The sequence below is a fragment of the Shewanella sp. HL-SH4 genome (genome assembly GCF_051164845.1).
In the GTDB taxonomy this organism is placed as follows: Bacteria; Pseudomonadota; Gammaproteobacteria; order Enterobacterales; family Shewanellaceae; genus Shewanella; species Shewanella glacialimarina.
Genome location: NZ_CP195037.1, coordinates 3,694,751 through 3,716,357 on the forward strand (window position 1 = coordinate 3,694,751; position 21,607 = coordinate 3,716,357).

14 protein-coding genes are annotated in these 21,607 nt (G+C 42.5%); 9 read left to right on the forward strand and 5 right to left on the reverse strand.

The features are described from left to right. Positions 1-696 precede the first annotated feature (696 nt). The 3 genes from ACRWQL_RS17240 to ACRWQL_RS17250 all read left to right on the forward strand — a co-directional run bounded on the left by ACRWQL_RS17240 (position 697) and on the right by ACRWQL_RS17250 (position 4,558). Entirely contained in the window at positions 697-2,043 is a 1,347-nt protein-coding gene (locus tag ACRWQL_RS17240; RefSeq protein ID WP_434951284.1) for an O-antigen ligase family protein, read from the forward strand. Positions 2,044-2,160: 117 nt separating this feature from the next. Beyond that, positions 2,161-3,051: a UTP--glucose-1-phosphate uridylyltransferase GalU gene (galU, locus tag ACRWQL_RS17245; protein WP_434951286.1), complete on the forward strand. Its 891-nt coding sequence runs from the start codon at positions 2,161-2,163 to the stop codon at positions 3,049-3,051. Between the two features lie 352 nt (positions 3,052-3,403). Further along, positions 3,404-4,558: a DcaP family trimeric outer membrane transporter gene (locus ACRWQL_RS17250; RefSeq protein WP_434951288.1), complete on the forward strand. Its 1,155-nt coding sequence runs from the start codon at positions 3,404-3,406 to the stop codon at positions 4,556-4,558. A 121-nt stretch (positions 4,559-4,679) separates the two neighbouring features. Here the strand turns inward: ACRWQL_RS17250 and ACRWQL_RS17255 are convergent, their stop codons facing one another. From ACRWQL_RS17255 to ACRWQL_RS17265, 3 genes are all read right to left on the reverse strand, one after another. Continuing rightward, entirely contained in the window at positions 4,680-4,940 is a 261-nt protein-coding gene (locus ACRWQL_RS17255; RefSeq protein WP_226414840.1) for a GrxA family glutaredoxin, read from the reverse strand. A gap of 106 nt (positions 4,941-5,046) precedes the next feature. Next, the gene (locus ACRWQL_RS17260; protein ID WP_434951290.1) at positions 5,047-6,855 is read right to left on the reverse strand and encodes a DEAD/DEAH box helicase family protein; all 1,809 of its coding nucleotides are present in this window, start codon (positions 6,853-6,855) and stop codon (positions 5,047-5,049) included. Positions 6,856-6,905: 50 nt separating this feature from the next. Beyond that, a complete protein-coding gene (locus tag ACRWQL_RS17265; protein WP_434951292.1) occupies positions 6,906-7,757 on the reverse strand; it encodes a LytTR family DNA-binding domain-containing protein in 852 nt (283 codons plus the stop codon). Between the two features lie 189 nt (positions 7,758-7,946). Here ACRWQL_RS17265 and ACRWQL_RS17270 point away from each other — a divergent pair, with 189 nt between their 5' ends. Both ACRWQL_RS17270 and ACRWQL_RS17275 read left to right on the forward strand, forming a co-directional pair. Continuing rightward, a complete protein-coding gene (locus ACRWQL_RS17270) occupies positions 7,947-8,465 on the forward strand; it encodes a DUF2141 domain-containing protein (RefSeq protein WP_434951293.1) in 519 nt (172 codons plus the stop codon). Between the two features lie 67 nt (positions 8,466-8,532). Beyond that, positions 8,533-10,047 carry a carotenoid oxygenase family protein gene (locus ACRWQL_RS17275; RefSeq protein WP_434951295.1) on the forward strand — a complete coding sequence of 505 codons (1,515 nt, stop codon included), beginning with the start codon at positions 8,533-8,535 and terminating at the stop codon, positions 10,045-10,047. 224 nt (positions 10,048-10,271) lie between these two features. Here ACRWQL_RS17275 and acs read toward each other — a convergent pair whose 3' ends face one another. After that, positions 10,272-12,224 (reverse strand): acetate--CoA ligase, encoded by a 1,953-nt coding sequence (acs, locus tag ACRWQL_RS17280; protein WP_434931628.1) that lies wholly within the window; start codon positions 12,222-12,224, stop codon positions 10,272-10,274. A 278-nt stretch (positions 12,225-12,502) separates the two neighbouring features. Between acs and ACRWQL_RS17285 the strand changes: the two genes are divergently transcribed. From ACRWQL_RS17285 to ACRWQL_RS17300, 4 genes are all read left to right on the forward strand, one after another. Continuing rightward, the gene (locus ACRWQL_RS17285) at positions 12,503-15,934 is read left to right on the forward strand and encodes a hybrid sensor histidine kinase/response regulator (RefSeq protein ID WP_434951297.1); all 3,432 of its coding nucleotides are present in this window, start codon (positions 12,503-12,505) and stop codon (positions 15,932-15,934) included. Positions 15,935-15,966: 32 nt separating this feature from the next. Further along, the gene (locus tag ACRWQL_RS17290; RefSeq protein ID WP_434951299.1) at positions 15,967-16,569 is read left to right on the forward strand and encodes a glutathione S-transferase family protein; all 603 of its coding nucleotides are present in this window, start codon (positions 15,967-15,969) and stop codon (positions 16,567-16,569) included. A gap of 241 nt (positions 16,570-16,810) precedes the next feature. After that, positions 16,811-18,889: an amidohydrolase family protein gene (locus tag ACRWQL_RS17295; protein WP_434951301.1), complete on the forward strand. Its 2,079-nt coding sequence runs from the start codon at positions 16,811-16,813 to the stop codon at positions 18,887-18,889. A gap of 77 nt (positions 18,890-18,966) precedes the next feature. Then, the gene (locus ACRWQL_RS17300) at positions 18,967-19,923 is read left to right on the forward strand and encodes a 4'-phosphopantetheinyl transferase family protein (protein WP_434951303.1); all 957 of its coding nucleotides are present in this window, start codon (positions 18,967-18,969) and stop codon (positions 19,921-19,923) included. A gap of 43 nt (positions 19,924-19,966) precedes the next feature. Here ACRWQL_RS17300 and ACRWQL_RS17305 read toward each other — a convergent pair whose 3' ends face one another. After that, a complete protein-coding gene (locus tag ACRWQL_RS17305) occupies positions 19,967-21,550 on the reverse strand; it encodes a S10 family peptidase (protein WP_434951305.1) in 1,584 nt (527 codons plus the stop codon). Positions 21,551-21,607: the final 57 nt, after the last annotated feature.

A 21,607-nucleotide genomic window follows, 5' to 3' on the forward strand; every position in this document is an offset into this window, starting at 1 on the left:
TCTGCATGTTACTGGTGTGGGATCTACTACGTCACCCGGGTATGTTTTTACTACGTCATCCCGGTAGTGCTTTTGGGCCGGGATCTAAATCCTTTAGCCGCAGTTCAGGCGCTTAAAGCCAAGAATGGATCCCCGATAAAAGCATTCGAGGATGACGGCAAAATAAGCATGGCAAACTGGCTTTTTTATTATAGCATTGTGCATGTTACTGGTGTGGGATCTATGACGTCACCCAGGTATGTTTCTACTACGTCATCCGGGTAAGTTTCTACTACGTCATCCCGGTAGAGCTTTTGGGCCGGGATCTATGACGTCATCCGGGATGTTTCTATTACGTCATCCCGGTAATGTTTCTGGGCCGGGATCTAAATCCTTTAGCCGCAGTTCAGGCGCTTAAAGCCAAGAATGGATCCCCGATAAAAGCATTCGAGGATGACGGCAAAATAAGCATAGCAAACTGGCTTTTTTATTATAGCCTTGTGCATGTTACTGGTGTGGGATCTACTACGTCATCCGGGTATGTTTCTACTACGTCATCCCGGTAGAGCTTTTGGGCCGGGATCTAAATCCTTTAGCCGCAGTTCAGGCGCTTAAAGCCAGGAATGGATCCCCGATAAAAGCATTCGAGGATGACGGCAAAATAAGCATGGCAAACTGGCTTTTTTATTCGTTTAGCAAGAGGTTATTTAACGTTTTATGAAACCATCTTTATATGGCAGTTCTTTTTTTATTATTGCCCTGTGCATTTTGCTGGTGTGGGTGCCTATTCCACTTGCCAGTAATCGCATTTGGGCCTGGTCTATTATTGAGTTTTACATTATTAGTTTGTCGTGTTTGCATTTGGTATTTTGTGTTGTGCGCAGCCAGCCTTTATTTACCCAGCATTGGCAGAAGTATGCTTTGTTGCCGATAGGCTTATTATTGCTGTTTACTTTTTTACAATGGACTGGATTGGTGACGGGTATTGATACCGTTGATGGGTTTCAAACTTTTCAGCAGTTAATTAAAACCCTGTGTTTTGGCTTATTTATTTACCTTTTAGCTGTGCATTGCCAGTCAGCTAGGCTGCTGCGTTGGGTGTGTATTGCTATTATTGTGTCTGGCTGTATTCAGGCATTTTACGGCAGTGTATTGAATTTACTGGATTTACCAAAGTCGCCAATATTTGGTATTAGCGATGGTGATAGGGCAAGGGGATCATTTGTTTATCAAAACCATTTTGCTAACTTTTTAGCCCTGTCGATTAGCGTTGCCTTTGGTTGGTTAATATCTGAGTTAAAAACAACCCGTTCAGGCCAATTTGATTTTAGAACCTTTATGTTAGGGGTATTTGAAACCCTAATAAGCAGTAAGATTATTTTACGATTAGCCATTGTGATTATGATTATTGGCTTGATTTTAAGCCGCTCGCGCATGGGTAACGCTGGATTTTTTACCGCGTTAATTACCGTAGCCTTACTGGCCCTAGTGATTTATCGTAATCCGCCCAAAATGTTAAAGCCGCTGGTGATCAGCATTTTTATTTTAGATTTGATTATTGTTGGGTCTATATTTGGGGTCGAAAAGGTTAAGCAGCGTATTGAAGATACCTCATTTGCGGCAGAAACCCGTGATGATGTGGTGCGAGACAGTATTCCGATTATTGAACAACACTGGTTAACGGGTAACGGCGCCGGCAGCTTTTACACTGTTTTTCCGCAGTATCAAACCGTGCCTTATTCCGGTTTTTATGACCATGCCCATAATGACTATATTCAATTTGCAGTAGAATATGGGGTTGTCATTACAGCGTCACTTGGGTTGTGGATAATTTATTGTTTGTGGTTAGCTTGCCGAACCATGTATTTACGTAATAATAAACTGTACAAAGGCATTGCATTTGGTTGTGCTATGGCAATTGTGCATATGCTGATTCATTGTACGGTTGATTTTAATTTGCAGTCTCCGGCGAATACTTTGCTGTTTTTGACTATATTAACCCTGTGTTGGTTGGTGCGTTATTTACCCACTGAGCAGGGTTCCAGGCTGCAAAAAGCGCCATAAGCGCCAGAAATATCATATTTGTTTTAGGCCTAGATTAAGTTGTCTGGGTAAAATTATGTAAGCTATTATAAATTATCAATTTTGTTTCATTTAGCGTTACGCTATATAAGGATATCTATGAAAGTTGTTATTCCCGTTGCAGGGCTAGGTACACGGATGCTGCCAGCGACTAAGGCAATTCCGAAAGAAATGCTGCCATTGGTGGATAAACCACTTATTCAATATATTGTTGATGAATGTGTTAGCGCTGGGGTGAAAGAAATTGTATTGGTCACCCATGCCAGTAAAAACGCGATTGAAAACCATTTTGATAAATCTTACGAGCTTGAATCAACCCTGGAAAAACGGGTTAAGCGTCAGCTGTTGCATGAAGTGCAGTCAATTTGCCCTAAAAATGTGACTATTATGCATGTGCGTCAAGGTGAAGCGAAAGGGCTAGGGCATGCCATTTTGTGTGCTAAGCCGTGTATTGGTGACAACCCGTTTGCGGTAGTGTTACCGGATGTTATTTTAGATTCTTATTCAGCTGACCAACGTACCGAAAACCTAGCGTCTATGCTAATTCGTTACCGCGAAACTCTTGCCAGCCAAATTATGGTTGCGCCAGTGCCGGATGATCAGGTTAACAAGTATGGTATTGCTGACTGTGGTGGCGAGAAGATTAACCCTGGTGACTCTACTAAAATATTTAACATGGTTGAAAAGCCTGAAATTGGCGAGGCGCCGTCTAACTTAGCGGTTGTTGGCCGTTATGTGCTGTCTGAAAAAATTTGGGATTTATTGGCCAAAACACCACCCGGTGCTGGCGATGAAATTCAGTTAACCGATGCGATTGATATGCTAATTGCCACAGAAACGGTTGAAGCATTCAATATGACAGGCAAGTCACATGACTGTGGCGATAAACTGGGCTACATGAAAGCGTTTGTTGAGTACGGTATACGCGACCCTAAACTGGGCAATGCATTTAAAAGTGAACTTGCTGGTTTATTAGAAGAATACCGCTAACACCGCTGATATTTAACTCAAGACCCTAGGCCAATGCATCTGTAAAGGATGCATTGGCTTTTTTTGTAGGTTTACATTAAATGCGTTTATTTCTAGGCTTGTTTTGTTTCCTTGCTTTTTCCTTCTTTCCTTCCTTATTAGTCGAATTACTCGCGTCATTAAGATTTGTGCTTAAGTGGAAGTAACTTGTTTTCATCAGTGCAACTGATTTACCCACAAATGGTACGTCCATATATCACTGGCAGTGAGTTTTCAATGCTCTACTTTTGTCTTATAGACCTATTGCTAATGTTTCGTTTTTGTTAATTGAGACATATTGCATAGGATTAAAACAATAATTTGGAGAGGATGGATGAAACATTTAACACTCGCTACATTGATTTCTGGGGCAATGTTAGCAATGACAGGTACGGCGCAAGCTAATACCGATATGACTTTTGGTGGCTATATTAAAGCCGATGTTATGTTTAGTGATTATGGTAATGGTGCACCTGAGTCGGGCAACTTGTCGCGCCAATTTTATGTGCCAGGTACTATTTATGGTAAAGAAGGCAGTGGCGAACAGGTTGTAGACTTTCAAGCCCGTGAAACTCGCTTTAATTTTAAAACCGTTACCGATATGGAAGGCGGTCATTCGTTAACTGGGTTTATTGAATTAGATTTTATGACCCATACCGACGGTAACGAGCGCGTATCAAACAGTTATTCACCGCGTATTCGCCATGCATTTGTTACCTATGATAACTGGACCATTGGTCAAACCTGGACCACATTTCAAAACCCTGGCGCATTACCCGATAACTTAGATTTTGTTGGGGCAGCTGATGGTACGCCGTTTGTGCGTCAATCATTGATTAAATACACCAACGGTAGTTTTCAGTTTGCATTAGAAAACCCTGAAACGACTTTAACCCCAAATGGTGGTGGCGGTCGCATTACTAGCGGTAGTGGCGTGATTCCTGATGTGGTGGCACGTTACAACTTTACCTCAGAAGGTGGCTCTGCGTACTCACTAGCGGGTATTGTGCGTCAATTAAACATTGAAGAGACACAGGGCGGCACTCTGCTTGATGCCAGCGAAATGGGTTATGGTGTGAGCTTTGCGGGTGTTATTCCGGTGGGTAAAGATGATTTTAAATTCACTGCAACCTATGGTGAAGGTTTAGGCCGTTACATGGCATTAAACTATGCTAACGCGGGTGTATTGGATGCCAATGGCGACATTGAGACCATTACCTCTTATGGTGGTTTTGCAGCCTATCGTCACTGGTGGAATGATCAATGGCGCACTAGCGTGACATTGTCAGGATTTTCTGCAGACAATAACGCTACGTTAACGGGTGGCGGCGTAAACAAAGAAGCTTACTCAAGCTACATTAACTTACTGTACTCACCGTCTAAACCTGTGACCTTTGGTGTTGAGTTTATGCGTGCATTGAACGAGAGAGAAAACGGCACAGATGGCGATTTAAATCGCATTATGTTCTCGGCTAAATACGTACTTTAAGTGATACATTAATCTAGATTACCAATAAAAAAAGGGCCATAACATTGTTATGGCCCTATTTCTTATTTTATAAAAAGTTTTATAAACAACAGCTTTATAAGAAAGCTTTATAAACAAAAGCTTAGTCTAGTAGACCATGTTGACGAACATATTGATCATATTCGGTATAGCCACCGATTGGGGCTTCATCAACAAATACCTGTGGTACTGTTTCTACTGTTTTACCAACACTTTTTGATAAGTCAGCTTTTGAAATACCTTCAGCGTGAATATCCACATATTTAAATTTAAAATCTTCACGATGTGCGGCTAATTTTTCAGATAACTCAACAGCACGAACACAATACGGACAGCCTGGACGGCCAAAAATAACAACAAACATAGTAACTCCTACTTGGCTAGATGGTGTGTTTATAGCACAACTTTTTTGCAAATGATAACGTGATTAAATGAATTTAGCTTAACCCAAATAAATACCCCGAATAAAGCTAACTGAAATCTGTTTTATGTTTACCTTGATAGTCAAAAAATAGATCAATTAATTTCCAGTGATGTTTTTGTTTTTTTAGTAATAATAAGTCGGGTTTTCTAAAGCGGCTCTGGTCACTCAGTACCTGTTCTGCTTTGTCATATCGCGGATGTAACATACCAGGCGTTCGGGTGTGGCTAAGCACAAATACCGCGTAAAAAGCTTTTCTTTGTGCTGGGGTATCAAACTTAAAGCTTTGCTTAAAGTCATTACCTTCAATATCTATGTAGCGCACCAGCAAACCCTGTTCATTTTGGGTGATGAGCATTTCCTGGCATTTGAATAAGTGGTGATGTTGCGACTGTAATACTTGCTTTAAGCGCTTATCAGGGTCGATGAGTGTTGAGTTACAGGTTTGGCAAATGCGCGCGGCGATATCGTTTTCTGCGCCGCAGTCTGGACACACTTTAGAGCGGAAGCGAAAGTCGCATTGTTGTTCGGTATTGGTTGTTTTAGCTTTTACCGTCGCGGTATTAGCAACAAGCCCCTGACATCGGCGGCCAAAATGTTCAATGATGTCACCGTCGTTATCGACTAGTCCCCAAAATGTATTGGCAAATTGGCACACAGGGCAGTGCACTTGTACCGGCACTGACTTGCTATTGGGTTTGACCTGGCCCACTTCAGGGTAATATAAGTCAAAACCATTGGCGGCGTAGTCAATCACTAGACAATCTGTTTTACCTGGCGCTAAACGCAGTCCACGCCCCACCATTTGTTGAAATAAGCTTACCGATGCCGTAGGCCTTAAAATAGCAATTAAGTCGACATGGGGCGCGTCAAAGCCTGTGGTGAGTACGGCCACATTCACTATGTATTTAATGTGCTGCGCTTTAAAGGCGTCGATAATGGTGTCGCGTTCATTATGGGGAGTAGCAGCAGTGATTAATGCTGCTTTGGTTGGCGTGGCGGCATTGTCGATAAGCTTGTTTAATAAGCCAATAATTTCCTGTGCGTGACGTACGGTTGCGGCAAAAATAATCACCCCTTTACGGGTGTTTGCCAGTTGGACGATTTGTTTGACTATCGCAGTTGTGGCACGGCCTTGATGATTCAGTAAAGATTCGACTTCCTGCTGATTAAACTCGCCGTTTTCTGTCGGTTCAAGTTGACTAAAATCGTACTGGGCACTGAGGCCATCAAATAACTTAGGCGCAGTTAAAAAGCCTTGCTTGATAAGCGGGCGCATGGGTAATTCAAAAATACATTTATCGAACACTGCAGTGTCAGTATTGCCAATTTTACCGTGGTAATGGTGATGATATATCCAGCCAATGCCGAGACGATAAGGAGTTGCAGTGAGCCCTAAGATTTTAATGGCTGGATTTTGCTTTTTTAGGTGCTGCAGAATTTGCTGATATTGGCTGGTTTTTTCATTACTGACGCGATGGCATTCATCAATAATCACCAGTGAAAAAGGCTGGTTGAATTTATCTAATGCCCGCGCTGCTGACTGTACGCTGGCGACGACGGTTTTGCCGTTCGCTTTTTTCTGGTTTAATCCGGCAGAGTAAATATTGGCAGCCTGGGTGAGTAAGCCGACTTTTTCAGCATTTTGCGCAACTAACTCTTTTACATGGGTGAGTACTAATACATTGCCGTTGGCGATGCGTGCCAGTTCAGCAATAACAATGCTTTTACCTGCACCCGTTGGCAAAGCCAATACGGCAGATTGTTGGCTGCTGCGAAAGTGCTTAATGGCGGCGTTAACCGAATCCTGTTGGTAATCGCGCAGTTGCAAAGTAGGTGTGTCAGTAGAAGCTTTCAAATATTCGGTTCAACATGCATTGGGTTAGCTATGGTTGGATAATATCATGGTTATAGGGCTAGGTTAGCTTTAACGGCTTCAACAAAGGTTCTGGAAACCGGCACTTCAAGGTGATTGGTTAACAACAATGACATTTTTCTATTTTCTTTATTGACCGACACCACGGCATGGTTTGCTACCCACCAGGATCTATGTGTTTGCAGCCCAGGAAACCCTTCTAGCTGCATTAAGGCATCTTTTAAGCGCATTAACAGCATATGTTGGCCTTTATCTGTGTGTACTTTTAAATAGTGATCATCCATTTCTAAACACAGCAATTGTCCGCGCTTTTCTAATGGTAATAAGCCCATAAACTGTTCAATTTGAATGGTATCTATATCACGACTTTGTTGATGCTGTTCAATGACCTTTTGCGATTGCTCAATGACGTGTTGTGATTGTTCAAGTTGCTGTTTTTGATGATTAACATGATTTTGTAACATGCTGACAAAGGTAATAATGCTGCCAATAACCAGGGTGTTAGGCAGCGCGAGTAGAAAATTATCAGCTAATTGTAATGTGTGTTCAAAAAACAGCCAGCCAATAAAAGGCACAATTAGACTCATTATTAGGCTGGCTAATAGTGATGATATTGCTACCCGTTGCCAGAGCGTAGTGATGCTTTTTGCTAAGTATTTATGGCCTAAATTGATCAGTGGCATATAAATTAAATAGCCACAAATACAGGTAAACACCCAGTAACTCATCGACAATAATAGGGTAAATTGATCCATGCCGAAGGGGCGCATAAAGCCAATAAATAATCCAATAAACACCACAATAAGCAGTTGGCGCAGTAATTTGTTTTTAGTGGGTTCAGATTTTAGTTGTTGATTATTTAGGGGTATTTCACGATTCGTCAAAGGTACACATTCCTTTTTAGTTACATTTTACGAAGTTTTTGGGTCACTTTACGAAAAGCGACTTTAATTTTTTATCGCTCCATTCTATCGTCTTTTCAACACGAAGCAATGGCGAGATTGGCTCGGCTTATGTCGATGCGAACTGCCAATTAAGATAACCCCTTTATCACAGACGATAGGAACATAAAAATGACTAGATTAACGACTAAACTGACTGGCACATTGACACATAATGCCGCGACTCAATTCACTCAGACTAACAGTAGCAATATGAGTAAATCATCGTTATTAGCCGTTTCATTGCTGTTTGCATCAATGTGGGTTAATTCATCCACTTTTGCCGCGGATATTAAGCTTGAGATTACAGGGGTCAATGCCCAGCAAAGTAAGATTTATGTGCAGCTGTTTAATGGTGAAGATAATTACTTAAATGGCAATGCGCTAACTGCGACTTACATTCAGGCTAAAGCGGGACTTAATTTTGTGTCTTTTACCGATGTTCCCGCAGGTGAGTATGCGGTGCGCTTTTTTCAGGACGAAAATAATAACGGCACGTTAGACACCAATTTATTTGGTTTGCCGTCTGAAGGGTATGGTTTTTCTAACAATGCTAAACCTAATTATGGTCCGGTTGCTTATACGGACGCTGCTTTCACGGTCACTGAAGACGCATCAACCCAGATTAACCACACACAAATTATTTATTAAGCCACTCATTTGTGAGATGGCAATTCTAGAGATGGCAATTTTGAAGATGACAATTTTGGAGGTGAGCATGCAACGCAGACAGTTTTTAAAAGGCATGGGAATAATAGGCGCATCAAGCATGTTGCCCGGTGCAGTGAATGCGTTGGCATCTTCTGCTCCTACTGTGGTTAATATTAAGCAGCAATTTAATCAGGCGCTGGCACTGCACCCTGAGTTAATTGGTTTTGCCAATGTTGACGCTAACTTTGAGCCGCAACCGCTGACGATTGAAGGGCGTATTCCTGCCGATTTACAAGGTGTTTTTTATCGTAACGGCCCTGGTAAATATGAGCGTGGCGATATTCGTTATCTACATGCCTTTGAAGGCGACGGTATGTTGCAGCGTTTTGAGATTAGCGACCAGAAAATAGTCCACCGTGGCCAATTTATTAACACGCCTAAGTTTGCTAAAGAACAGCAGGCGCAGCAGTTTGTTTACTCAGGCCCTGATACTAAAATTGCCCATGCTTTGCCTGTGACCAGCGCTGATACGGTTAATACCGCTAATACTAATATTATTGCCGTGGGAGATGATCTTTGGGCGCTGTGGGAGGCGGGATCTCCAACCCAAATTGACCGAGATACCATGCAGTTTACTCAACAGGTTAATTTAGGCGCAGGGTCTAAATATGACAACAGTTTACAAGGACTGCCTTTTTCAGCGCACCCTAAAGTTGACCCTAATGGGGATATTTGGAATTTTGGTTTGCATCCATCAGGTCAGGTGGTGATTTATCAATTAGCGGCTAATGGCAAGGTTAAAAATGTGGGGCTAATTAATAGCCAATACCGTGGCGGTATGTTGCATGACTTTTTGATTACAGATAAAAGTGTGTTGATCATTTTACCGTCATTGTTTGTCGATAAGACGATTGAAGGTAATTTTGCCCGTACTCAATATAATAGCGATATGCCAATGAGTGTATTGGTGATAAACAAGCAGTCTCTTAAGGTGACTAAACGCTTTGAGTTACCCGCAGGTTTTGCGTTTCATTATGGTAATGCGTGGGAAGAAGCCAATGGCACCATTCATTTTGACGCCAGTTTGTATCCTAATGTTGATGTGCTGCATAAGTTGGCGAATGTGATGCAAGGGAAGATGGAGCAGGCAAGTGTCAAGGCGCAAACAGCCCTGTTTAGCCTGTATATTGATGGCACTTATGATATGCAAACCGTGGGCGATAGCAGTGAGTTTCCGCGGGTATGCGACCATCTAGTGGGGCTTAAAAATCAGTATTTGTATCACTTATCAGCTAAATCTAGCAGCTTATGGAGCGATACCTTATCGTCTTTGCATATTGATACCGGTGCTACGCAGCATTATCATTTTGGTGATGATTATTTAGTAGAAGAGCATGTTAGTGTTTGCCCTAAAGGCGTTGAGGGCAGCGGCTACTTAATGGGTACTGCATTGCACGTGCCGACAAAACGCACTTGCTTGAATATTTTTGCGGCTAATGACTTAGCAGCAGGGCCATTAGCCAGAGCCTGGTTACCTTACCATTTACCGCTTGGGTTTCACGGTAATTTTATGGCGAGTTAGTGGCCATTTAAACAGTATTGGCAGTAAGATTAACACTTAGGTGCTTAACTGATCCTCTTCGCTAAAAGCAGAGCAAAAAAAGCCCCTCGTTAAGAGGGGCGAAAAAGAGAAACTGGTTAGAATTCTCTTGGGTGGATGGAAATCAAGTAATAGAAATAAGCATTTGGATATTAAGCGAGCAAAAGAGTTGAGCAGTAGGGTTAACTGATCAACTCATGTTATTTTTACTCGGTTTTGTTTAAACGAGATTCTATCAAGGTGTCAATCACTGCTGGATCTGCCAGTGTTGAAGAGTCACCTAGGTTAGTCACTTCGTTAGCGGCAATCTTACGTAAGAAGCGACGCATGATTTTGCCTGAACGGGTTTTAGGTAAACCGGTTGCCCACTGAATTAAATCAGGTGTGGCTAAGGCGCCGATTTCTTTACGAACCCACTGACGTAACTCTTGACGCAACTCTTCTGTTGGTTCGACATCACGAGTTAGCGTGACGTAGGCATAAATACCTTGTCCTTTAATATCATGCGGATAACCTACAACAGCAGCCTCTGCGACCAGTTCATGTGCCACAAGTGCACTTTCAACTTCTGCGGTACCTAGGCGGTGACCAGATACGTTAATCACGTCATCCACTCGGCCAGTTATCCAGTAATAACCGTCTTCATCACGGCGGGCACCGTCTCCGGTAAAGTACATACCGCGGAAGGTTTTAAAGTAGGTTAGGGCGAAACGGTCGTGGTCGCCATAAATGGTGCGCATTTGTCCCGGCCATGAGTCAAGAATAACTAAGTTACCTTCAGCTGCACCTTCAACAATTTCACCCATGTTATCAACCAATGCTGGTTGAACACCAAAGAATGGTCGCGTTGCAGAACCTGGTTTAGTATCAGTTGCGCCTGGTAATGGGCTGATCAAAATACCACCGGTTTCGGTTTGCCACCAGGTGTCGACGATTGGACATTGCTCATTACCAATGACTTCGTGGTACCAGCGCCATGCTTCAGGGTTAATGGGTTCGCCGACCGAGCCCATAATGCGCAGTGAATCACCTTTGTAGTCACTGAACTGTTCTTTACCTTCAGCCATTAATGCGCGGATTAAGGTTGGTGCGGTATAAAGAATGTTCACTTTATGACGGTCAATCATTTCACCTATGCGTGAAGGTGTTGGTGCATTTGGCACCCCTTCATGAATTAACACGGTTGCACCGTTGGCTAATGGGCCATAAACCATGTAAGAGTGTCCGGTGATCCAACCTACGTCGGCGGTACACCAGTAAACTTCACCTGGTTTATAATCAAATACGTATTCGTGGGTCATTGATGCGTAAACCATGTAACCGCCTGTGGTGTGCAACACACCTTTAGGGTTACCGGTTGAACCTGAGGTATAAAGTAGAAATAGTGGGTCTTCTGCACCCATTTCTTCATACGGGCAATGCTCAGATGCTACTTCCATTAATGAGTGCCACCACACATCGCGGCCTTCTACCCAATCAATGTTGCCGCCAGTACGTTTAAGTACAATGACTTTTTCGACGCAATCAACATCAGGGTGAGCGATTGCTTCATCAACGCTGCGCTTAAGCGGGATTTTACGTCCACCGCGAACACCTTCATCAGAGGTAATGACTACTTTAGATTTGCCGTCAATTACACGTGATGCGATTGAGTCTGGTGAGAAGCCGCCAAAAACAACAGAATGAATTGCACCAATACGAGCACAGGCAAGCATAGCTACCGCAGCTTCTGGCACCATGGGCATATAAATAGTGACGACATCGCCTCTAACAACGCCCTGGCCTTTAAGGGCGTTAGCAAACTTACAGACATCGGCATGCAGTTCTGCGTAGGTGATTTTACGCTGTTCGTTAGCGTCATCGCCTTCCCAAATAATGGCAACAGTGTCGCCATTTTTTTCAAGGTGGCGGTCCAAACAGTTGGCTGAAGCATTTAGTGTGCCGTCATAAAACCAATTGATTGATAAGTTATGGTCATCAAACGAGGTTTGTTTTATCTTAGTGTAAGGCTTGATCCAGTCAATGCGTTTACCGTGTTCTCTCCAAAAACCTTCTGGATTAACAATAGATTCCTGGTACATTTTTTTATATTGATCGTTATTGACCAGTGCATTTTCAGCGATAGCGCTAGGCACTTTGTAAAGAGACTGCGAGCTCATAGGGGCTTCCCTTTCTATAAATGGCGTGGTTAAAGTATCATCTGCAACAGGCTTGTAACACTATTAGACCTTGGTCTAGTTTGAGAAAGTCCTTATTATTTAACCTGTTGCACGTGCTAAACTGAGGTTCAATTGTACATATATGCCGCGAATTTAATAGGGCGGCATAATATTGATTGTTTAATCGACAAATGTTGCAGGCTTTGAAAAGATAACCAGATAATAATAAGAATGAGATCGAATGACTCATTCAATAATTCAAGGTAATGAATCGCGTTATGAATTTAACCCTTTTTGTGGCAATTATTGCCGTATGTTATGTGTCGCTATTATTCACTTTAGCGTGGGGCGCAGAGCGTTGGTATGGCAAAATTAGCCAAAAAGTTCAGTTATGGATTTATGGCTTAAGTCTGGCGGTATATTGTTCGTCGTGGAGTTTTTTGGGCACGGTAGGGCAGTCGGCTAATGACCTTTGGTCGTTCTTGCCTATTTTTGTTGGCCCGATCATCATTTTTACTTTTGGCTTTGGTTTACTGCGCAAAATGGTGGTGGTGTCTAAAGCGCAAAATATCACCTCAGTAGCTGACTTTATTGCCGCCCGCTATGGTAAGTCACAGCTATTAGCCGCGTTAGTCACACTGATTGCCTTATTTGGCATCATGCCTTATATCGCGCTGCAGCTTAAGGCTATGGTGTTTTCGCTTAACTTATTTCAACCTGAAAATTCGCCGCTTAATCCCCAGGGCGTACCATTACTGATCACCTTTATTCTGGCGGTGTTTGCCATTCTTTTTGGTACCCGAAAACTGGATGCTACTGAACATAACCCCGGCATGATGGTGGCCATTGCGTTTGAATCTCTGGTCAAGTTAACGGCTTTTATGCTGGTGGGCGTTGTGATTAGCTTTGGCTATTTTGATGGTTTTGGTGATATTTGGCGCCAAGCTAGTGAACGCGATTTGATTGAGTTTGGTGAGTTACGAGTTGGGGCGTTATTGCCGGAATTGATTGTTGGTATGGCGGCATTTTTATGTATGCCGCGACAATTCCATGTGATGGTAGTGGAGTGTGGTGGCGAGTCGGTGCTTAAAAAAGCCCGTTGGATTTTTCCGGTTTATTTAGCCTTGTTTGGTATTTTTGTTGCACCGTTAGCGCTGGCGGGTAAATTACTCTTGGGCGACAGCGTGGCTGCTGATACCTATGTGATAAATCTACCGTTAGCATTAGAACAGCCCATTATTGCTGTTATTGCATTATTAGGCACTTTATCAGCCGCCACAGGGATGGTGATTGTAGCTGTAGTGACCATTAGCGTGATGATCAGTAACGAATGGTTAGTGCCCATCATGCTGCGAACCGGTCAGATTAGAAAAAAGAACTTTAGTCAGTTTTCACAGTTGTTATTGAATGCCAGACGTTTGGCGATTGTGCTCATTTTAGGTTTTGGTTATATCAGCTATTTAACCTTAGTGGATAGTGATTCGCTGTCGCATTTAGGCATGCTGTCTTTTGGCGCTTTTGCACAACTTGCCCCGGCATTAATTGGTGGATTATATTGGAAATACGGTAACCGTAGTGGGGTATTTTTAGGTCTGGGTGTGGGCTTTAGTTTATGGTGTTACATTTTGTTTTTTAGCACCAATGATGTGAGTGCGTTATCGCACTTTGGCGCTAATCAAGGTGTTTTAGAGTCAATAAAACCCAATGTTAGCGATACCCTGATTGCACTTTTAGCCAATATTATTTGCTATGTATTGGGCTCGTTATGGTTTAGAACTGGGGTGGCGGAGCGTATTCAAGCCAGTAGTTTTGTTAAACCCTGGAATTTAAAACAAAATGACAATAAGCGCCAGAGCCCTATTGCACAACAAGACTTATTAATTCTTGCTAGCCGCTTTGTTAGCCCCACACGGGCATATGAAAGTTTTAGCCGATTTTCCCCCGATGCCGTTAAAAGTGATAGCTGGCATAAAGCTGCACCCGATGAGCTTATTGCCCACACAGAACATATGTTAGCGGGCATATTGGGGGCATCTAGTGCTAAGTTAGTGATGGACTCTGTTATGCAAGGGCGAGACTTGGCCTTAGATGAAGTATTCAGTTTAGTGGATGAAGCATCCTCTAAAATTATGCTTAGCCAGGATATGCTACGTGGCGCGATTGAGCATGCCTATGAGGGCATGAGTGTGGTAGATAAAGACCTTAACTTAATGGCATGGAATTATAAATATTCTGAGCTTTATCAGTATCCTGAAGGTTTTTTAAAACAAGGCATGCCAATCAGTGAAGTGGTGCGATTTAATGCCGCCAGAGGCTTTTGTGGTACGGGTGATATTGAAGACCAAGTGAATGTGCGGGTACAGCATATGCGTAACGGTACACAGCATATTTCTGAGCGCGAAAGAAGGGACGGTAAAGTCATCAAAATTCAAGGTAACCCTATGCCTGACGGTGGTTTTGTGATGACGTTTACCGATATTACCCAATATCGTTTACAGGAAAAAGCCTTAAAAGAAGCCAATGAAACCTTGGAGGAACGGGTTAAATCTCGTACCTATGAGTTGGCTATGCTTAATAGCGAATTATTGGAAGCTAAAGCCCAGGAAGAGTTAGCAAACGCCTCTAAAACGCGATTTTTAGCCGCCGTGGGGCATGATCTTATGCAGCCTTTGAATGCTGCCAGATTATTTACTGCGTCATTAGCGCAATACCCTAATTTAGATTTAGAGGCACAAACTACGCTTACCCATGTCAACAGCTCATTGAAAACTGCCGGTGAGTTATTGACTGATTTATTAGATATTTCAAAGCTGGATTCTGGCAATGTTGAGGTTAATCGCCGTGACTTTGCTATTGGAGAATTGCTTAATGCCTTAGCGATAGAGTTTGATGCGATGGCGCAAGACAGTCAGATTAATTTTAATATGGTGCGTTCAACATTAACGGTTAACTCAGACCCTGCGCTGTTAAGACGTATATTGCAAAACTTTTTAACTAACGCTTATCGCTACGCCCGTGGCGGTAGAGTGTTAATGGGTTGTCGTCGACAAGGTCAATATATCGAGATTCAAGTATTTGATACTGGCTGCGGCATTGCTGAAGACGATATACAAGAAATTTTCCGCGAGTTTAAACGCCTTAACCATCCAAGTAGTCGCAATATTAGTGGATTAGGCTTGGGATTGGCGATTGCCGATAGAATAAGCAAGGTGCTGGGACATGAAATCAATGTAACTTCACAGCTGGGTGAAGGTTCTATGTTTTCCATCAAAGTGCCGCTAGGACAAACCGTGCACCAGGTTGAAAGCAAACCAACCGCAAGTTTATTACAACCTCTGGCTGGGGTGAAAGTATTGTGTATTGATAATGAAGAAGCCATTTTAGCGGGCTTAGAATCATTATTAACCCGATGGCAGTGTGAAGTGGTGTGCGCCAAAGATTTAGCTGATGCGCGGATTAAGTTAGGCCTAAAAGGCATAGCGCCAGATATTGTGTTAGCTGATTATCACCTTGATGATGATCAAAATGGTGTGGATGCGATGGACGGTATTCGTGCCCGATATGGGGAACATTTACCGGGTATTTTGATTACGGCCAACACCAACAAACAGTTAGTAGAAGACGTTGAGAGGCGCGGCTATCATTATATGGCGAAAATGATTAAACCTGCGGCGTTAAGGGCACTTATTTCAAGTTTAGTTAAGCAATGATTTAGTTAAGGAATGCTTTTTTAAGGAAAACTATGTTAACTGTGTATGGCGACATTAAATCTGGCAATTGTTACAAAGTTAAATTAGTGATGTCAATATTAGCCATTGAGCATCGCTGGCATGAGATGGATATTTTACAAGGTGATACCCAGGATGATTGGTATCTTGCAAAACACCCATTTGGCAAAATTCCATTAATTGAAACCGATGATGGTAAACTATTATCAGAATCGAATGCCATTATAGGATATTTAGCCGAGGGTTCAGGGTTGATCCCTGACGATCCATTTGCCAAAGCGCAAATGTACCAATGGATGTTTTTTGAGCAATACAGCCATGAACCTTATATTGCAGTAGCCCGTTTTATTCAGTTTTATTTAGGTATGCCAGATGACAGACTTGATGAATATAAAGCGATGCATAAAAAAGGCTATAAAGCGCTAGATTTAATGGAACACACTCTCAAAAATTCATCGTTTTTAGTGGGTGATCAATTTACCTTAGCCGATATCGCCCTGTTTGCTTATACCCATGTCGCCCATCAAGGCGGATTTGATTTAAGCCATTACCCTGCTATTAAGCAATGGCTTGCGAATGTTGAGCAACAAAGTAGATTTGTGGGAATGATGGATTAGTTTGAACCATCCAATCATTTCATCATCTGGCCAGCTCGTCAGCTCGCCAGCTCGTCATCTCCTCATCACCTCATCACCTCATCTAGTCATCTCGCCAGCTCACCATCACGTCATCCCCGAGATCTTTAATCGGGGATCTAGCTTAAAAACATTGCCAGAATTCAATACCAATACGTTGCATTACGCATTGATGCTGTCTACTCTTCGTACTTTAAAAATAATAATAGCAAAAGGTATCTCTATGCAGATTAAAATACCGTCAAAAATCTTCCAATCAATGATGTATAGCGTGCTGCTAATCACTTTGGCCGGCTGTTCTCAGCAGTATGCTTCAGTTGAAAAAGCCGCTGTTGTTCAGCCAGCGCAAGAAAAGTTTAAAGTTATATTTGGTGGCACTGATGTTGGTGGCATGACAGTTAATCGTGATGGTCAAAACATCGACGTTGATTTTTCATTCAGTAATAACGGTCGCGGTGCCAGTTCACTAGAGGTGTTAAAGCTTTCTGATAGAGGTTTACTTATTGATTGGCAAATCAGCGGTAAAACGGTTTTCGGCAACGAGGTGAATGAGCAGTTTAGCCTTAAAGGGAATAGGGTGAACTGGCAGAGTTCATCTGAAAGTGGCAGTGCTGAGTTTAACCCTGATGCGTTATTCATTGCGCAAAACGCTAGTCCTTATGCGCTTTACATTTACGCCAAAGCCTTGCTTGGGCAACCGACATTGTCATTATCGGCATTGCCTGCTGGCGAGCTGACGATTAGTCAGGTGAGTAAAGTTGTGCTTAACGATGCGAATAACACTAAGGTGAATGCGACGATTTATGCCGTTAAAGGAATTAATCTTGACCCAAGTTATATTGCCCTTGATGACAACCAGTTAATGCTTGGATATTTGTCGCCACGTGTGGTGATTATTCGTGAGGGATTAGAAGCACAAAGTAAGGTGCTAAGTGATTTAGCGGCTAACTTGAATGCCAGCCGATTTGAAATAATTGCCCAGAAAGCGATTCATCAATATGACAAGCCGATACGGATTAACAACGTTAGAATATTTGACCCAGTAAGCCTGCAGCTGACAGCGGCTAAATCCGTGTTGCTTGAAAACGATAAAATTAAGGCTATTGAAGCCATGGTTGATTCGGCAAAAGAGGGCGAAGTACTCATTGAGGGTAACGGTGGTACATTAATTCCTGGGTTGTATGAAATGCACGGCCACATGAGTGATAACGATGCCTTACTGAATGTATTGGCAGGCGTCACCTCTGTTAGAGATATGGGCAATGAAATTGACATTCTCGACCCATTAATCGACAAAATCGAAACTAATCAAATTATTGGCCCACGCATTACCAAAAGTGGTTTTATTGAGGGTAAAAGCGAGTTTTCTGCGGCGACCGGTGAGATAGCATCTACTGAGCAAGAAGCGGTTGACCTGGTGAATATGTACGGTGAAAAAGGCGGTTATTTTCAAATAAAAGTATACAGCTCGATTAATGGTGAGTGGGTACCTGCTATGGCTAAAGCCGCTAAAAAGCATGGTATGCGCATAACTGGGCATATTCCTGCTTTCTCAAACGCTGATGAAATGATTGCCGCTGGGTATGATGAAATTACCCATATCAACCAAGCAATGCTGAGTTGGGTGCTTGATAAAGATGAAGATACGCGCACGCTTTATCGCATCACTGGCATGAAACGTTTTGTCGATTTAGACCTTAACAGCGACAAAGTACAACATACCTTAAATACTATGGTGGCAAAAAATATCGCGGTTGATCCCACCATCGTTATTCATGAATTAGGTTTAACGGCTAGAAACGGTGAAACCCGTATTGGCGTTAAAGACTATATCGACCATATGCCGATTGGCGAGCAAAGAAGCGCGAAAGTGGCCTTATTAAATGTAGCCGATGAACAAGAGGATAAAGAATATCGCCTAGCGTTTGATAAAGTGATTGAAACACTGGCATTGATGCATAAAAAAGGCATTTTACTGGTTCCGGGTACCGACTTAGGTGGCGCCTTTGAACTGCATCGCGAGTTAGAGTTATTCAAAAAAATAGGTATGTCTAATGCTGAAGTATTGCGCCGGGCTTCTTATGATATGGCGAATTATTTAGGCTATGGCGAGCAGCTTGGCAGTATTGAAGTGGGTAAGTATGCTGACTTTTTCTTAGTGCCTGGTGATCCTATTGCAGATCTTCGCGCCATTAAGACTGTGGCTATGGTGTCAAAAGGCGGGGTGATTTATTTTCCAAGTGAAGTTTACCCTGAATTTGGCATAAAGCCTTTTACCGCAATTCCGACCGTTGTTGAATAATTAACTTGAGTGTGTTCGCTAAATAATGTGAACACCCTTTAACGATAAAAAGCCTGTCGGCTCACATAGAGTTTTTAATGATCATTCAACCACATGTTTATTTTATACCGTTAAATAATCAGCTTAGTCGAATTCAGTTTGAACAGGGATTGGCATTAAGCTGGTTAACTGAGGATGAAATAAACAAGGTGCATCGTTATAAAGCTGAGCAGGCTCAACATAATGAATTACAGGTTCGGTTGGCATTGCGGGCGGTTTTATCCATGCACAGTGATGTGCTGCCACATCAATGGTTATTTGAATATGGTGATAAAGGTAAGCCGAGTTTATCTGCTGAGCTATTTGAGCAAACGGGGTTACATTTTAACTTAAGCCACAGTGGTGACTGGTTAATGATTGGAGTGTTGCCCTGTGCTGAAGCTAGCTCTGGTATTAGCTCTGGTGCTAGTGAACGTCGCCATTATGGTGCGTTCAAGGCGATATTATTTGGTCTTGATATTGAACGTGTGCGTGCCAGTACAAATATTCAGCCTATTTTAAATCATTACTTTACTGACAATGAAGTGGCTGATTTAGTCGCTTTACCTGAAGTATTACAGCGGCAACGTTTTTTTGATTTATGGACCTTAAAAGAAGCCTTTATTAAAGCGACGGGTAAGGGGTTAGCACAATCATTAAGCTCATTTTCGTTTTCATTTACTGATAACAAGGTGTTTCAAGCAGACTGTTTTTCTGTATCTAAAAATGCGCCTGCTGTTGCGTTTGAATCTGCTGTTGTCAAGGCCGCTGAGCGCGCGCCATCACCGATATTATGCCGCCATGATGACGTGCATTTTACTGCTCCGGTTACCGATAACTCACAATGGACTTGCCGCTTTGGGCGCTTGACTGACAGCTATCGATTCAGTTTTTGTATCGGGACGGATGCTGTATTGAGTGGCAGTAATGAAAATGGTAGTGATGATTTAGCGGGTGGTGTAAAAATCACTGAGCCAATAATGGTATTAACATCATTGGCTCAGTTGTTGTCTTAATTATTGTGATCAAATACTGTTGTGATCAACTGTTGTCAACAGCTTAGTACTTAGCCGCTTGGTCTGGTTTTGGTAAACTAGAGAGAATAAATTCGCGTAAATCTTGATTAGATTGCTTTAAATCCTCATAACGTAAATACATCATATGGCCACTTCGATATCCTTTAAACGACAGTCTGTTTTTCATCAAGCCGCTGCGGTCTAACTGCCACATGGTGTACTTGGCATCAAAATAATTGGTGGCGCCATCATAATAACCTGATTGGATCATGACATTTAGGTAGGGGTTTTGTGCCATCGCTAAACGCAAGTCCTCACCAGAATGATCATTACTTCTATCCCACGGATGAACCGGGCCAAACATGTTGTATTTTATATCCGTTTTGTAATTTAATTCAGTGCGAAGATAATCATTAATTGCTGGGGTAAAGCTGTGCAACCATGAAGTAAGCTCTGCGTTGTAATCTGGGCGTGCGCCGACTGTTTTTTCATCAATACCTAAGTAGCGCGAGTCTAATCGTCCAACCGTTTGTTGACGTTCACGCAGTAAGGTTTTCCAAAAGTAGTCGGTGTCGACATCTAGATTACTTTGCAATACTTCAGTCACACTTAAGCCTGAATAATGCGCCACTTGCTTAGCAATACGTTGTTTTTCTTCATCATCAATAAAGCTTCCCTTGGCTAATGCTGGCAAGTACTGGTTAATGGTAAAGTTTTCAACCTCGGCTAATAATGGGGTTAAATCCAGTTGCTGTAGATCCTCTGCTAGCGCTTTATGATACCAGGCGGTTGCGGCAAAATAGGGTAGACGATTAGCGGCTTTTACCGGCCCATTACGTTCAATACCTATGTCGGTAGGTGACACTAGGATAACGCCATTTGGGTACATCCATTGGTTTTTTTGTAACTCTAGTGCTAATCCCGATACTCTTGTGGTGCCATAGCTTTCACCGATTAAATACTTAGGTGAGCGCCAACGCTCGTTTCGTGACACAAAGGTAGTGATCCATTCTGCTAAATAACTCACATCAGCATTGACACCGAAAAACATTTTCTGTTGCTCATCTTTAGAAGGCATTTTGCCTTCTGCATCTGGCAGGACGCGTGAGTAACCGGTATTAACCGGGTTAACGAATACAATATCGGCCACATCTAAAATAGAGTAATCATTACTTTTTACCCCATATGGCTGTAATGGGTAGCCTTCATTATCAACATTGAGTACGCGCGGCCCTGTATAGGCAACATGCATCCACACCGATGCTGAACCTGGACCGCCGTTAAAAGAGATAACCAGAGGGCGGCGACTATTATCTTTAATATCAGTGCGTTGGTAATAAGTATAAAATAGAGTGGCGGTAGGGTTACCTTGTTCGTCCCAAACTGGTTGCGTGCCGGTAGTCGCGCTATAGGCTATTTTTTTATCTAATATAGTCGTTTTGTGCTCAGTGATAACTGTCTGATCGATTGGTATTTGACGTTTTACCCTGTCAGCTGTGTTACTGCTGTTACTCGGATTGTTATTCGCGCCGCTATTTTTGTTGTCGGCAGCATAACTGGTTGAAGTCGATAAACTTAATTGCATGCAAAATAGTACAGTGCAGGATGTGACCAGAAGTTTGCGCATTATAAAGTCTCATTGTTATTAATTTTTGAGGGTTAATGAGCAGATTAACATGTAAGT